The sequence below is a fragment of the Pseudidiomarina aestuarii genome, from assembly GCF_003987355.1.
Lineage (GTDB): Bacteria > Pseudomonadota > Gammaproteobacteria > Enterobacterales > Alteromonadaceae > Pseudidiomarina > Pseudidiomarina aestuarii.
Window position 1 is genome coordinate 708,300 of sequence record NZ_PIPR01000001.1, and the last position, 14,560, is coordinate 722,859.

Below are 14,560 nucleotides of genomic sequence, written 5' to 3' on the forward strand. Positions count from 1 at the left end.
GATGACTTACTCAGTTTCTTCCGCTGCAACGAAATCGTCTTTGCTGTCCATTGCTGGACCACGAGCTTCGTTGATAGCGCTTGCAGCTGCATTCAAATACAACTGAACTGCACGAATAGCATCGTCGTTACCAGGGATAACATAGTCAACACCATCTGGGTTGGAGTTGGTATCGACAACAGCGATTACTGGGATGCCAAGGTTGTTAGCTTCTTTAATCGCAATGTGTTCGTGATCAGCGTCGATAACAAACAATACGTCTGGTAAACCAGCCATATCCTTGATACCGCCGAGGCTCTTCTCAAGCTTCGCCATTTCGCGAGTGTTAACCAACGCTTCTTTCTTGGTCAGCTTTTCGAAGGTGCCGTCTTGGCTCTGAGTTTCTAATTCTTTCAAACGCTTGATTGACTGGCGAACTGTTTTCCAGTTCGTCAACATACCACCTAACCAGCGGTGATTGACGTAGAACTGCTTACAATTCACAGCAGCTTCTTGAACAGATTCAGCCGCAGCGCGTTTAGTACCTACGAATAAAACTTTGCCCTTGTTCGATGCAACGTGTTGCAGGAAATTCAACGAATCGTTGAACATAGGTACAGTTTTTTCGAGGTTGATGATGTGGATCTTGTTTCGTGCACCGAAAATGAAAGGCTTCATTTTTGGGTTCCAGAAACGGGTTTGGTGACCGAAGTGCACACCGGCCTTCAGCATGTCACGCATAGAAACGTTTGCCATAATCTTTTTCCTAATGTAGGGGTTATGCCTCCATACATCCCATGCTTCGACCCGATTTTGCGCGTGGCTTTGCAAGCCTACACCGCTGAATCAAGCACCCCGAACCATGTGTCGATGTATGTGTGTGTTTTTAAGTTCATGTGTTGCAATCGAAATTGCGGGCGCTTTATACCATGAAAACTGATCGAACTGCAAGTGGAAGTGCTTGTTTTTGCGCTTTTCGCGGCGTCTGCAAGCTGCTAAAATATTGGTTCTTTTTTAATTATCGTTTTCCTATGCTCTCAGAGTCCTCTGCGACTCCGGTTGCTCTCTGCTCATTTGACGCAGACATCATGAAAGGTTTTAGCGAAGAACATGCCAATTACTATTAAAACAGCTGACGAAATTGAGAAAATGCGCGCTGCAGGTAAGCTAGCCGCCAGCGTTCTCGAAATGATTGAACCGCATATTCAAGCGGGAGTAACCACCGCTGAACTTGATAAAATTTGTCATGACTACATTATCGCGGCTGGAGCCTACCCTGCTCCACTCAATTATCATGGCTTTCCCAAGTCTATTTGTACCTCGTTAAACCATGTGGTTTGCCACGGCATCCCTAATGAAAAGCCTTTGAAGAACGGTGACATTATGAATGTTGATGTCACTGTAAAACTCGATGGCTATCATGGCGATACCTCGAAAATGTTTGTGGTCGGTCAGCCCAGTATTCTTGCCGAACGGTTGATTCGCGTGACCCAAGAAAGTCTGTATCAGGCTATAAAGATGCTGAAGCCGGGTATTCGAACCGGTGATTTTGCGGCAGTGATTCAACAGCATGCTGAAAGTCACGGTTACTCGATTGTGCGCGAATACTGTGGGCATGGTATTGGAGCTGTGTTTCATGAAGATCCGCAAATTCTGCATTATGGCACACCCGGTACAGGAGATATTTTAGAAGCTGGCATGTGTTTCACCATCGAGCCCATGGTCAATGCGGGTAAACGACATACCAAACTGATGCGCGACGGTTGGACAGTGCTAACCAAAGACCGCAACCTGAGTGCACAATGGGAACACACTTTGCTGATTACTGAAGACGGTGTGGAAGTTCTGACATTGCGTGATGAAGAAGATTTGCCGCGAGTCATACGGCATTTGGATGCGTAAATGATGAACCCGACTTTCGCGCCATCGTGGCAGCGACCGTTAACACTCGCAGAAAGTCGGCAGCAGCTCGAAGCGCAGCAATTGTGGGCGGCAGAAGCATTTATCACCGCCGATATCGAATCCTTACTGGTGGCGCGAAGTGAGTTCGTTGATAGTTTGTTGCAGACGCTTTGGCAGCAATGTCAATTCCCAGATCAAGGCCTCGCGTTGATTGCCGTAGGTGGTTTCGGTAGAGGGACCTTGCACCCGGGTTCCGACATCGACTTACTCTTTGTACATCAGCACCCCTTACCGAATGCCATCAAAGAAAAAATAGCCAACTTTATTCAGTTTTTATGGGATGTGCGGTTGGATGTTGGACACAGCGTTCGCACCCTTGCTGATTGTCGGGAGCAAGCGGAGGCAGAAGTCACTGTCGCGACGAGCCTCCTAGAACAACGCTATATTAGCGGCGATACCGAACTGGCGGCGGCGTTGCAACAGGATACCTTCCATCAGTTTCCGTGGAGCAGTAGGGCTTTCTATCAAGCCAAACAAGACGAGCAACAACAGCGTCACCAACAGTTTCATGGGACCTCTTATAATCTGGAGCCGAACATCAAAAGCAGCCCCGGTGGCCTGCGTGATATCCAAACCATCGGCTGGATTGCCAAACGACATTTTCAAACACAAAGTGAAGAGAGCTTGGTACAGTTTGGTTTTATCACCGCAGCGGAGTTACTTGAATTAAGGGAACAACAGCGTTTTCTGTGGCGGATTCGGTTCGCCCTTCACTTGGAAGCAGGCAAGAAAGAAGATCGACTCTTGTTTGATTTTCAAGTGGGTGTCGCGCAACGCATGGGCTATGGCAATACCGGTAAAACAGCTGTCGAAGCCCTGATGAAAGATTACTTTAACGCGGTTGCAGCAGTCCGCGAATTAAACGCTATGCTCCTCCAATTTTTTGATCAGGCTATTTTAGGCGCAGATCAAAGCACAGCAACACGCAATTTAGATTCAAACTTTTACTCGTATAACAACTGCATTGCTGCTCGACATGATCGTGTGTTCGATCGTGATGAAGCACTCTTACAACTGTTTTTGCATGTTGCTCGTGATGATGCGATTGAAACCATTCAAGCCCATACCATTCGGTTATTACGCTCCGCACGGCAACGGTTGCAGCAGCCATTATGTAGTCAGCCTCAATGTCGACAGCTCTTCCTCGAGTTGCTGGCATTGCCGAAAGGTTGTGGTCTTGCGTTTCAATTGTTGCACGAACATCGAATTTTGGCTCACTATCTTCCGCAATGGGCACAAATTGTCGGGCAAATGCAGTTTGACCTATTTCACGCGTATACAGTCGACGAGCATACCTTCCGTCTCGTGCGGAATTTGTATCGATACACGTTGCCGGATAAAACCGAAGATTTCCCGCTATGCTCGCAATTGGTTAGCGCGATGGACCATCCTGAATGGCTTTATATTGCGGGCATTTTCCACGACATTGCTAAAGGTCGTGGCGGTGATCATAGTGAGTTGGGTGAGCAAGACGTGCGTCATTTTGCTGAGTTACATGGCTTACCCGAGCATGCGACGGAATTGGTTGCATGGCTCGTCCGCCATCATTTGTTCATGTCGGTAACCGCACAAAAACGTGACATTCATGATCCTGAGGTGGTTCGCGAATTTGCTGAAACCGTACAAACACAAGAACGACTGGATTACCTCTATTGCTTGACGGTGGCCGATATTCGCGCCACTAACAGCACCTTATGGAATAACTGGAAAGCAACGTTGCTCGAGAATTTGTACCATGCAACCGCTGCTTTTTTTGCTCGCGCCTCACAAACCGACATCCCTTCTGCAGCACGCGAAATGCGCCAACGCATTCACGAACATCAAGCGCATGCTATGGCTTTGTTGCTCAGTGCGGGTTATACCGCTACCACCATCGAAGTGTTGTGGGGACGATTTACCGCGGATTATTTTTTACGGCATCGCCCTGAGCAAATTGCGTGGCATACACAATACATTGCCAGAGTCGAAAGTGATGAACAATTACCTCTGATTTTGGTCGGTGATGAGAGTAATCAAGGCACAACCGAACTGTTTGTCTATCACCATGAACAAGATTATCTGTTTGCTGCTATTGCCGCTGTATTGGAAGGACAGAATCTATCTATTCACGATGCGCAAATTTTGGCGACACGAGACGGTTATGTCATGGATACTTTTGTGGTGTTGCAGCAGAATGGACAGCCATTGACCGATGCGCGTCACATCGAGTCACTCAAACAACAGCTCCACGACGTCTTGCGCAGTCGGCAACCTGTTCCCAGCGTGCAACGCCGACTCCCACGCAGGTTACGTAGTTTTACGGTCACCACCAAAATCGAGTTTGTGCCGACTAAAAACAAGCATCGCACTGCCTTCGAACTGATCGCGCTCGATCGCCCTGGCTTAGTTGCTCGAGTTGCACGAGTGTTGCAGCGGTTGGATCTCAACATTCTTACCGCTAAAATTTCGACGGTCGGCGAACAAGCCGAAGATTTATTTATTGTCACCACCCGCCGCCACGAAGCATTGAATGCTGAGCAGCAGAACGAATTACGGCAGCAAATCATTGCTGCTCTTGAAGACGCCTGAAGAAGTAAAAGGAAACGTCATGACTGACTTACAACAACGTATTGAAATTGCTTTTGAAAATCGCGCCGAGATTAATCCAAAAACGGTAAGCAGCAAGCTTCGCAACGATATTGAAGAGGTCATTCACAGTATTGACTCGGGAGAGCGTCGCGTCGCTGAGAAAATTGACGGTGAATGGCATGTTCACCAATGGTTAAAGAAAGCCGTGTTGTTATCGTTTCGCACCCAAGATAACCACCTGATGAATGGCGGTGAAACGCGCTTCTTCGATAAAGTGGACAGTAAGTTTGCGGGCTACGACGATAAGCAATTTCGTGCCGAGGGAATGCGTGTTGTACCGCCAGCTATGGTGCGCAAAGGTGCCTTTATCGGCCGCAACGTCGTATTAATGCCCTCTTACGTCAATATCGGGGCGTTCGTAGATGAGGGAACAATGGTCGACACCTGGGCGACCGTGGGTTCTTGTGCCCAAATTGGTAAAAACGTGCATTTGTCAGGTGGCGTTGGTATCGGTGGTGTATTAGAACCCTTGCAAGCCAACCCAACCATTATTGAAGACAATTGCTTTATTGGCGCTCGCTCGGAAATTGTCGAAGGCGTCATCGTTGAGACCGGTGCCGTGATTTCGATGGGCGTCTATATTGGTCAAAGTACGCGTATCTATGACCGTGAAACCGGTACCATTAGTTACGGGCGAGTGCCTGCTGGGGCTGTTGTCGTACCCGGAAATTTGCCTTCTGCTGATGGTAAGTACAGCTTGTATGCTGCCATCATTGTCAAAAAAGTCGATGCAAAAACTCGTGAAAAGGTTGGTATCAACGCCCTGCTCCGCAGCGTTGACTAGCGAGTTACATTAGCTAGTTGCGTCAAATACCCGCAGAAAATCAGTAGGAATCGGCTGAGTAATGACAATCGGTTCCTCACTGTGCGGGTGTCGAAAACTTAACTGTGTTGCGGCTAGCAGCAAGCGTTGTATTGAAAAATGCTCACGAAAAAAGCGATTGTGGCGACCATCACCATGATTAGTATCGCCGATGATTGGATGCCGCAAGTGCGACATATGCCGACGAATTTGGTGTTTGCGACCGGTGAGCGGTTCGATTTCCATTAACGAATAACGTGATGTTGAGTGCTTTTTGCTCACCGCAAACGGTAGCTCGATTTGCTTGACACAACGATATCGCGTTACGGCTGCTTGTGGGCCTTTGTCTGGATCGGCCTGTGCATCGGCAATTTTATCGAGTTCTTCTCGCAATGGATAATCCAGTTCGCCGTCGCCCAAGTACCCTCGCACTACCGCATGATAGCGCTTCTGCACGAGCCGCTCTGTAAATTGCTCGGTGAGCAATCGCGCGGTCTCTGAGTCTTTTGCAAAAAGTAAGATGCCAGAAGTAGGACGATCCAAACGATGGACCGGATACACGCGCTGGCCAATTTGATCACGAACGCGCTGCAACGCAAATTCCGTTGCTTCTCGCGCTAACCAACTGCGATGAACGAGTAAGCCACTAGGTTTATCAATCGCGATCAGGTACTCGTCATGAAAGAGTACCTCAAGTTCTGGCTTCATAATGGATTCATTCGCACTGTGATTAACAATCTTCGGCCAAGGGATCCGCACCACTGAGGAGAATATCGAACTCGCGTAAACTGTCGATCAGTCCTTCGTGATGTTCGAGTCGATCACGATAGACATGAGTTGCCATCGGGCTGACCGCAATATTTGCTGGTAATGGGTGTTCACCATCTACCAGGTCCCACATGCGTGGTACCATGACAAATTGAAGCCACTGATGGAAATCGAGCGTATCCATCGCAAAAGGCTGATCACTCGCCAATGCCTGTGCTGGTGGAAAATGACTTTGCCAGAGGCCGAGACTATTTAATTCGGCTTCAATTCGCTCCAATAATCGAGCTGCACGTTGACGCTGGTCCATGACTACCTCCACGACCCGTTAATCGTTATAATGCCGCACATCTTTCAAGAAAATCATCCATGTTGCAAGTTTAATGAGCCAAACAGACCATCTTTCACTCCTCCCTGACCTACTGGAACAAAGCGGTAGTGCTTACCATGTCTACGATTGCGGTCGTCGATTAGAAGCCATTACTGAAGCCGACTTTCAATCTATCTGCATGCAACGACAAGCACATCCATACCCTTTCCAGAACCACGCTTGGCTGGCGATCGAGTTTTGGGATGCAAAGCATGCCGCTGCGGAACATTTTCTCTGGTTTCTGAAATTTCCAATCGATGAGCGTGGATTAATCAGCTTGGCTGCTCAGCAAGCATTCGTTGCCAGTGTATTGACATTATTGGGACAACAAATCACCGGCGCATTAAACGCGCAACAAGAGCAAGAACTGCAGCAATCCCCTTATTTGTTTACGCCAACGGAAACACAGCGCGCCGCGCTTTATGCGCAGTTGTCGGTGCGTCATCAACGGGCTCCGTCTATTCACTTTGAACTCGCTCAGGAGCAATTACGTTCAGCCGAACCAGAACTGTGGCACAACATAGGTCTGCAAGGTTTGCATGATGTGGCGGCTCGTTTGAATCAAGATCCGCTGACCAGCACGGCGATAGCGAAGCATTTTAGTCGCTACCCTGCGGCCATGCAGAAAGCGCTCGCCGAGGCACTAGAGCATCACTGTTTACCCGGTACACTGGCTGAAGCTTTTACACAGGATTTGCTCTCTCTGGCAGCCCCAGACTTGCATCGCGTTGACTGTCTTTATCGCTTGCGAGCGCTTGCCAGTCAGTCACAGCAATCCGCTACCGCCGACCTGATTGATCATATCTTGCAACACCCAGATGCAGACCAACTGGTCTTGATTGGGCTACGTTTTTGGTCGACGTTGATTGACCAAACCGCGTCGCAACAACCGGATCAGTCGCGCTTATACCGCTATATCCATGCCCTTGCACAGCTACAACAACAGCCGCTGTTTAATGCATTAATGACCGATTTATTGCGCTTACCCAGTGTTCGTCCCTATGTACTGATGTTGTTGCAACGCCATGACCTGCCAACCGCTGTGCAATCGGCTTGGCAGGAGTTCATTGCCGGAGTCACTGATGCTCGCTGATGTCATTCTCTTATTGGGTTTATGTTTTGGCGGCTACTTGTTTTGGCAGGGGCGTCGACAGGCCGAGGCAGCGCAACAGCATGCCCGGCGCTACTGTCAGCAAGAAGGACTGCAATTTTTAGATTTAGCCTGGCAAGCCAGCCGACCACATCGCTGGGGTCGGCGGATGGGTTGGCAAAGTCGCTACAATTTTGGCTTTTCGAGTGATGGTGAGAGCCGTTATGAGGGTGAGATAACGCTGTTAAACCTGAGCCTTCAACGCGTCTCCACACCTCCCTATCGACTCCCTACTGAGTAGAACTGGTTGACGAGCCGAACAAACGTCGGCAGCAGCGCACCCAAAAATCTTTATACATGACCCAGTCGGCCGCCAATGAATAAGCCGGATATTTAAATGTTGCGGGCTTATTATGTTCGAAGCCAAAATGACCCAGCCAGGCAAAACCGTATCCCGCCACCGGGACCCACAACAAAGACCACCAATTCTGCGTCCACAGCGCATAAGCAATAATGAGCAACACCAACGTGCTACCAATGTAATGCAGAGCCCGACATCGCGGATTCGAATGTTCAGCCAAGTAGTAGGGGTAGAATTCTGCAAAGTTCTTAAATGCCATGCGTATTCTCCTCGTTCGCCGCTGTTGCCGCTGATTCTCTTTCAGCGAATAACAATTCACCCACTATAGAGCCTACTCGCACCGAGGTGACTTTTCTATAACCATGCTGTTCAAACAATGGCAAGTAGTGTGATTGGGTAATATAGACGGCTATGCCAGCTGAGGTTTTATCTTCCTCGAGCAGTTGCCGCGCCGCGCGCACTAGAACGTCACCCCAGCCCTGTTGTTGATAGCGCGGATGAACCGCTATAAACGCCAGCATATGATAATCATTCTCTGGCATTGCTGCTTGAATCAACGCTTCTTTTTCAAGTAATTGACGCGTTGAGACATAACCGGCCGTGAGCAACATTTTGAGGCGCCAATGCCAATAGCGACCTGGACCAAAGCTTTTCCCAGGACGAGTTAAACAGGCCACACCCACGAGACTCTCGCCATCAAACACGCCAACCATAGGCTGAGCGGCTTCCCAAAAAGCAGCGAGCTCTTCACGAATAGCAGCCCGCAGGCGTTTCTCATAATCAGCTTTATCCGCTTGAAACAGTTCCATGAACAAAGGATCGTCGAAATAAGCTTGGTACAACAGTGAAGCAGCTATTTTGAGATCTTCTGCCACCAAATACGAAAGTTGTGCTGTGTCTAACGCAGCGGGAGATGTTGTTGTCATTGTGTGTCCCGATGTTTTCATGTCATCTCAGAATGCCCGATTTGTGTCCAAAATGCGATGGCTTTTCATGATTCCTCGCCGATGCTTTGCAACCGCGGTGTTACTTCCTGTATAAATGTCTCGAGCGAGTCTGCTAGCACTTCATGTTGCTCCTGCCCAACCCATTCCAATCCAACCACACCCGTTTCATTGTCAACGGTCAGCAGTAGGTCGTCGGCCTCTTCCGCAAGCCCAATGAAGAGTGTTGGTGGCTGTTTCAATCGTCGCTTCATCAAAATATGGCCTGCACAGTTCGCTAATAATCGCTCGCCATCTTCAGTGCAGTGAATATGTAACAATTGCAGTGGATGGTGATTCCAGTCCACCGCAAGATCGCCCGCAAACCAGCGTGAATAATAGTCCGCAAAATCGGACTGAAATGGCATTTCTAGTGCTGCCGCCAAATCCTTAAAATTCAGTGGATGGGTCTGCTGCACCGGCTGCCAGATCACATAATCAGGATCATGATCCCATGGCTCGCGGTAAATCGGCGCATCCCAGTCGTCTTGGCGCTCCACCAGTAGTGGTTTATTGTGTTCAGCGTACAGACCGACATAGCGGTCTATTAACGCATCAAGAGCAGTCGTGATCGACATCCTGAATTCCCTCGTTACTACTTATGGTTACTATGCTCTGGATGATGTCCAAATCAACTAGCATCTCATTCCGGACACCGTTACAATATTCGGCTGCGTTTAGCCTAGCATAAAACGCTTCAAACATGACTTGAATAACCAACAAGCAACCGTTCGTGCGATTTAAGGAACACCATGACAAACCCTCTCGGCCATTTGTCTTTAGGACAGCCGACTCAGTATCCAGACCATTACGATGCAACTCTGCTACAAGCGGTGCCTCGACAGCTTAACCGTGAGCCTTTGGGCCTCAATGCTGAGCAATTACCGTTTACAGGTGTGGATTATTGGAATGCCTATGAAATGTCATGGTTGAATCAACGTGGTTTACCGCAAGTGGCTATTGTTGAATGTCAGGTGCCAATTGTAAGTCCAAATCTCATTGAGTCGAAAAGCTTTAAGCTCTATCTCAATAGTTTTAATGAAAGTCGTTGGGATTCGTGGCAGCAAGTGCAAAAGCAGCTCGAGCACGATCTCTCTGACTGCGCAGGCGCAACCGTTAAAGTTCAACTGCTGGACCTCAAAACAGCCAGTACAGCTGGTTTTAGCGATTTGCCGGGACTTTGTATTGATCACGTCGATGTCGCTATTCAGCAGTATCACTACGAGCCGCAATTGCTGCGCTCGGTAAATTCGGGCACAATTGTTGAGGAAACGTTGCACAGTCATCTCCTGAAGTCGAATTGTCTTATCACCAATCAACCCGATTGGGGATCTGTCCTGATTCGCTATCGAGGACAACAAGTCGACTATGCAGCGCTATTGCAATACATAGTCTCATTTCGAAACCATAATGAATTCCATGAACAATGCGTGGAGCGAATTTTCGTAGACATGAAACAACAGTTGCAAATTGAACAGCTGACCGTCTACGCCCGCTACACGCGTCGCGGCGGTTTGGATATCAATCCATTCCGCTCAGATTTTGAAACGGCACCACGTCAACAAAGACTGGTGCGGCAGTAATACAAGGATAAGAACAAAGAATGAAAATAACTATTTCTCCTCGCGGCAGTATGAGTTTGCTGTCGCAACTCGAAATTTCCCGTTTACAACAATCGAGTGATGAGCAGTTGTATCGTCTGTTTCGCAATTGTTGTTTAGCCGTTTTGAACGCTGGTAGTAACACCGATAGTAGCGAAGAAATTTTTGATAAATATAAAGACTTTGATGTAAATGTCCTTAAATGTGAGCGCGGTGTTCAACTAGAGCTAATCAATCCACCGGCTGAAGCTTTTGTCGACGGCAAGTTGATTGTTGGTATGCAGGAGCTCGTCGAGGCCGTACTGCGTGACATTCTCTTCACTGGTGAGCGTTATAATGCACAAACACTAGACTCAGCGGATACCCATACGTTGACGCATGTCGTATTCGATATATTGCGCAACGCGCAGGTCATTCAACCTAATCTCGACCCGAATATCGTGGTGTGTTGGGGTGGTCACTCAATCAATGAAATTGAATACAAATATACCAAAGAAGTGGGCTATCACTTAGGTCTACGTCACCTGAATATTTGTACGGGTTGTGGTCCTGGAGCTATGAAAGGACCTATGAAAGGCGCAACCATTGGCCACGCCAAACAACGTATTGCCGACGGTCGTTATTTAGGCTTCACCGAACCGGGTATCATTGCCGCAGAACCGCCAAATCCAATCGTCAATGAATTGGTGATTTTGCCAGATATCGAGAAGCGCTTAGAAGCCTTTGTTCGCTGTGCACACGGGATTGTGATTTTCCCTGGCGGTGCAGGAACAGCAGAAGAAATGCTGTATATTTTGGGTATTTTAATGCACCCGGATAATGCGAAACAAAAACTGCCGCTGATTTTAACTGGACCGCAATCCAGCCGCGGTTACTTTGAGGCTATCGACGCTTTCGTACTGGATACCTTAGGTGCAGAAGCACAGAAGTTCTACAGCATTATTATTGATGACCCTGCTGCCGTAGCGACTGCCATGAAACAAGGCGTCACTGAAGTGAAAGAATACCGTCGAGAAACTGGTGACTCATACAGCTTTAATTGGACGCTGCACATTGATGAGGCTTTCCAACGCCCATTTGTACCGACTCATGAACGTGTAAGGAATTTAAATCTTCACAAAGACCAAGCACCACAAGCGCTGGCGGCTGACTTACGCCGCGCATTTTCGTCGATTGTTGCAGGTAACGTAAAAGATGAAGGCATCCGTGCCATTCGTCAGCATGGACCATTTGAAATTCATGGCGAGCGCGATATGATGCGCAAATTAGATGTGCTCTTGCGTGCTTTTGTCGAGCAAGGCCGAATGAAATTGCCGGGCAGTGTTTACCACCCTTGTTATCGAGTCGTGACAGACTAAACGGCAGAAAGCGAGTTCACCATGCCTAAAATGTTAAAGATTGTCATTATCGGATTCGGAATCTACGTTGCAGCAATTGCTGCAACGGTCTTCTTTTTTGAAGCAGATCCGGAAAGTCTGAGTTGGCAAGAACGCGAAACCTTTAATCTCAAGCAAATCGGTCGCCTTGATCTGGGCACCGCCAAAGGGGACGTGATCCGGTTACTCGGTTCCCCCGATTTTAGCGAGGCTAAGGCCACCAGTGATAGCGAAGTGTTGGTGCTGTTTTATCGGACCCATCACGTCAAGTCAGATGGCATTACAACCCGCGATGAATGTACACCGCTGCTCTTCAAAGATGATTTACTCATTGCTTGGGGTGCAGATGCTTATAGCGAATATCAATCTTTTTAATGAGGTGCGTGAGCACCTCATTTGCTATACTCCGCGCACCTAAGCATACCGCCCGGTATGTGTTGTCTTCAGGTTAGGAAAAAATCTCATGAGCACGACCATTACAGTCATTCCAGGTGACGGCATTGGCCCCGACATTGTCGACGCCACACTGAAAGTTCTTGATCACGCTGGCTGTGATTTTACTTACGAATTTGCGGATGCAGGTCTCGCGGCATTAGAGACGACTGGCGAGTTACTACCGCAAACGACGTTAGATGCGATTGCACGCAATCGTGCAACGCTCAAAGGTCCTTTAACAACGCCCGTGGGCGAAGGCTTTACCTCAATCAACGTCAGCTTACGCAAGCAATTTAATTTGTATGCCAACGTGCGCCCAGTCCTTTCTTTTAAAGGAACGAAGGCGCGTTATGAAGACATCGATATTATTACCATTCGCGAAAACACTGAGGGCATGTACTCAGGTTTAGGTCAGCGAGTCAGCGAGGATGGTAGTGAAGCAGAAGCAATCAGCCGTATCACGCGCTTGGGTTCCGAACGCATCGTACGGTTTGCTTTTGAATTGGCACGACGCGAAGGCCGTAAAAAAGTCACGGCTGTGCACAAAGCGAATATTCTCAAGTCAACGTCAGGACTATTCCTCAAAACTGCTCGCGCTGTTGCAGCCGATTATCCAGACATTCAGTTCGACGAAATGATTGTTGATGCAGTCTGTATGAAACTGGTTATGAATCCAGAGCAGTTTGATGTGATTGTAACCACCAACCTGTTCGGTGATATTTTGTCTGACTTGTGTGCGGGTTTGGTCGGCGGCTTAGGCATGGCTCCAGGCGCGAATATTGGCGAGAGCTCTGCAATTTTTGAAGCAGTGCATGGCTCAGCTCCTGACATTGCTGGGCAAAACTTGGCGAACCCAACCGCTTTGTTACTGGGCGCAATTCAAATGCTTGAGTATTTGGAGATGCCAGAACAGGCGAAACGTATTCGTGCAGCAATCGTTGATGTCATTGCGAGCGGTGATCGCACGACCCGTGATTTAGGTGGTCAACATGGCACAACCGATTTCACGCAAGCGATTATCGATCGCCTGTAACCCGAGTCCATCATAAAAAAGGCTGGTCGGCGCGATGCACTGACCAGCCTTTTTTGTATCCTCACCCTAACCTAACATCAAACAATTCGGGCGTGGACGGTGATTTCTTCTCGATCATGGTAGAGCTGTTTGGCTGACAATTCGAAACGACCACGACCTTCTTCTTGAAGCCGGAGCGTGATGTGTTCCAGCGCCTCTTTCGCCGCAGCATAGCGTTTCTTCATCGGCAATTTTAGATTGAAAATCGCTTCAATGCAGTCGCCCTCGATTAGCCAGTCGGCCATGAGATCCGCAACCCGAGAAGGTTTCTCCACCATGTCACAAACCAACCAGGTGATGTTCTTTTTCTTGGGCCGGAATTTAAAGCCATCTTCCTGAAAATATTTTACTTGACCCGAATCCAGTAATTTCTGATCCATCGGGCCATTGTCCACCGCTTGCACCATCATGCTGCGACGCACCAGTTGATAAGTCCAGCCGCCTGGCGCAGCACCTAAATCAACTGCATTCATTCCTGAACTGATACGTGTTTCCCGCTCGTGTGCCGGCACAAAAACTTGAAACGCCTCATCTAATTTCAACGTCGAACGGCTCGGCGCATCTGCAAATGAACGTAATCGTGGAATACCCATCAACCAAGGGGATTGGTTGTAGCTATAGGAATAGCCTAAGACCACACTTTGTCCAGACAGAAAAAACGCATGGAGCGTGGGTCGCCGATCGGACTCCTCAGCTAATAGTAGACCGGCTTTGCGCAGCCCCTGCCGCAATGGCACCGTAAACTTTCGACAGAATTTCGTTAATTCTTTGCCATCATTGGTGTCTGGTGTCTCAACCCGCAAACTACCCAAAGGCTTAACACCCTCGAAAGCTTCCACTGTGACTGCGTCCAACAATGCAAGTTGCAGCGCACTCACGCGGTCTTCCGCTGGCAACGCCGTCAATTCGCAGAGTACCGCAATAAACTGGCGACAAAAAATAAGTTCGCGGAGCACGAGTTTACGGGCCAGATGGTCCGCTTCTTCAGGTTGACAGCGATACCAGACATAGCCTTGCTGCGCTTCCGTTTGACAGTAACCAAACACGCCTAACAACGCAGTTTTGTCCTGCAATTCAGCCGCGCAGTCGTTTTCAAAGCCCGGTCGACAGTAAGCTAAAATGCCGCTCATACCTAA

The 14,560-nt window shown here is 48.5% G+C and carries 16 protein-coding genes; 9 read left to right on the top strand and 7 right to left on the bottom strand.

What is annotated here, in order from left to right:
- Positions 1–6 precede the first annotated feature (6 nt).
- Positions 7–735, bottom strand: a complete 729-nt coding sequence (rpsB, locus tag CWE22_RS03285) for a 30S ribosomal protein S2 (protein WP_169929952.1) — start codon at positions 733–735, stop codon at positions 7–9.
- A gap of 354 nt (positions 736–1,089) precedes the next feature.
- On the opposite strand from rpsB, the gene map reads away from it, so the two are divergent.
- From map to dapD, 3 genes are read left to right on the top strand one after another with little or no spacing between them, the layout of a single operon-like run.
- Positions 1,090–1,881 carry a type I methionyl aminopeptidase gene (map, locus tag CWE22_RS03290; RefSeq protein ID WP_169929953.1) on the top strand — a complete coding sequence of 264 codons (792 nt, stop codon included), beginning with the start codon at positions 1,090–1,092 and terminating at the stop codon, positions 1,879–1,881.
- Positions 1,882–4,509, top strand: a complete 2,628-nt coding sequence (glnD, locus tag CWE22_RS03295) for a [protein-PII] uridylyltransferase (RefSeq protein WP_169929954.1) — start codon at positions 1,882–1,884, stop codon at positions 4,507–4,509.
- A gap of 19 nt (positions 4,510–4,528) precedes the next feature.
- Positions 4,529–5,353, top strand: a complete 825-nt coding sequence (dapD, locus tag CWE22_RS03300) for a 2,3,4,5-tetrahydropyridine-2,6-dicarboxylate N-succinyltransferase (protein WP_169929955.1) — start codon at positions 4,529–4,531, stop codon at positions 5,351–5,353.
- Positions 5,354–5,362: 9 nt separating this feature from the next.
- Here dapD and truC read toward each other — a convergent pair whose 3' ends face one another.
- Together truC and CWE22_RS03310 are read right to left on the bottom strand one after the other, a co-directional pair.
- Positions 5,363–6,079 carry a tRNA pseudouridine(65) synthase TruC gene (truC, locus tag CWE22_RS03305; RefSeq protein ID WP_169929956.1) on the bottom strand — a complete coding sequence of 239 codons (717 nt, stop codon included), beginning with the start codon at positions 6,077–6,079 and terminating at the stop codon, positions 5,363–5,365.
- 22 nt (positions 6,080–6,101) lie between these two features.
- On the bottom strand, positions 6,102–6,446 hold the full coding sequence (locus tag CWE22_RS03310; protein ID WP_169929957.1) for a YqcC family protein: 345 nt from the start codon (positions 6,444–6,446) through the stop codon (positions 6,102–6,104).
- A gap of 73 nt (positions 6,447–6,519) precedes the next feature.
- Between CWE22_RS03310 and CWE22_RS03315 the strand changes: the two genes are divergently transcribed.
- The gene (locus CWE22_RS03315; protein ID WP_169929958.1) at positions 6,520–7,599 is read left to right on the top strand and encodes a DUF3549 family protein; all 1,080 of its coding nucleotides are present in this window, start codon (positions 6,520–6,522) and stop codon (positions 7,597–7,599) included.
- Positions 7,589–7,897, top strand: coding sequence for a DUF3301 domain-containing protein (locus tag CWE22_RS03320; protein WP_244595944.1), 309 nt, complete (start codon positions 7,589–7,591; stop codon positions 7,895–7,897). The genes CWE22_RS03315 and CWE22_RS03320 overlap by 11 nt, the downstream gene beginning before the upstream one ends.
- Here the strand turns inward: CWE22_RS03320 and CWE22_RS03325 are convergent.
- The 3 genes from CWE22_RS03325 to syd all read right to left on the bottom strand — a co-directional run bounded on the left by CWE22_RS03325 (position 7,887) and on the right by syd (position 9,518).
- Positions 7,887–8,216: an Mpo1-like protein gene (locus tag CWE22_RS03325; protein ID WP_169929960.1), complete on the bottom strand. Its 330-nt coding sequence runs from the start codon at positions 8,214–8,216 to the stop codon at positions 7,887–7,889. The genes CWE22_RS03320 and CWE22_RS03325 overlap by 11 nt on opposite strands.
- Positions 8,206–8,883 carry a GNAT family N-acetyltransferase gene (locus tag CWE22_RS03330; protein ID WP_244595945.1) on the bottom strand — a complete coding sequence of 226 codons (678 nt, stop codon included), beginning with the start codon at positions 8,881–8,883 and terminating at the stop codon, positions 8,206–8,208. The genes CWE22_RS03325 and CWE22_RS03330 overlap by 11 nt, the downstream gene beginning before the upstream one ends.
- A 65-nt stretch (positions 8,884–8,948) precedes the next feature.
- Positions 8,949–9,518 (bottom strand): SecY-interacting protein, encoded by a 570-nt coding sequence (gene syd / locus CWE22_RS03335; protein ID WP_169929962.1) that lies wholly within the window; start codon positions 9,516–9,518, stop codon positions 8,949–8,951.
- A 174-nt stretch (positions 9,519–9,692) separates the two neighbouring features.
- Between syd and queF the strand changes: the two genes are divergently transcribed.
- The 4 genes from queF to CWE22_RS03355 all read left to right on the top strand — a co-directional run bounded on the left by queF (position 9,693) and on the right by CWE22_RS03355 (position 13,385).
- Positions 9,693–10,523: an NADPH-dependent 7-cyano-7-deazaguanine reductase QueF gene (queF, locus tag CWE22_RS03340; protein WP_169929963.1), complete on the top strand. Its 831-nt coding sequence runs from the start codon at positions 9,693–9,695 to the stop codon at positions 10,521–10,523.
- A 20-nt stretch (positions 10,524–10,543) separates the two neighbouring features.
- Positions 10,544–11,899: a nucleotide 5'-monophosphate nucleosidase PpnN gene (ppnN, locus tag CWE22_RS03345; protein ID WP_169929964.1), complete on the top strand. Its 1,356-nt coding sequence runs from the start codon at positions 10,544–10,546 to the stop codon at positions 11,897–11,899.
- Positions 11,900–11,920: 21 nt separating this feature from the next.
- Complete coding sequence (locus CWE22_RS03350; protein WP_169929965.1) at positions 11,921–12,292, top strand: DUF3192 domain-containing protein; 372 nt, start codon at positions 11,921–11,923, stop codon at positions 12,290–12,292.
- Positions 12,293–12,380: 88 nt separating this feature from the next.
- Positions 12,381–13,385, top strand: a complete 1,005-nt coding sequence (locus CWE22_RS03355) for an isocitrate dehydrogenase (RefSeq protein ID WP_169929966.1) — start codon at positions 12,381–12,383, stop codon at positions 13,383–13,385.
- 77 nt (positions 13,386–13,462) lie between these two features.
- Here CWE22_RS03355 and rlmM read toward each other — a convergent pair whose 3' ends face one another.
- Complete coding sequence (gene rlmM, locus CWE22_RS03360) at positions 13,463–14,554, bottom strand: 23S rRNA (cytidine(2498)-2'-O)-methyltransferase RlmM (RefSeq protein ID WP_169929967.1); 1,092 nt, start codon at positions 14,552–14,554, stop codon at positions 13,463–13,465.
- Between the last annotated feature and the right edge of the window lie 6 nt (positions 14,555–14,560).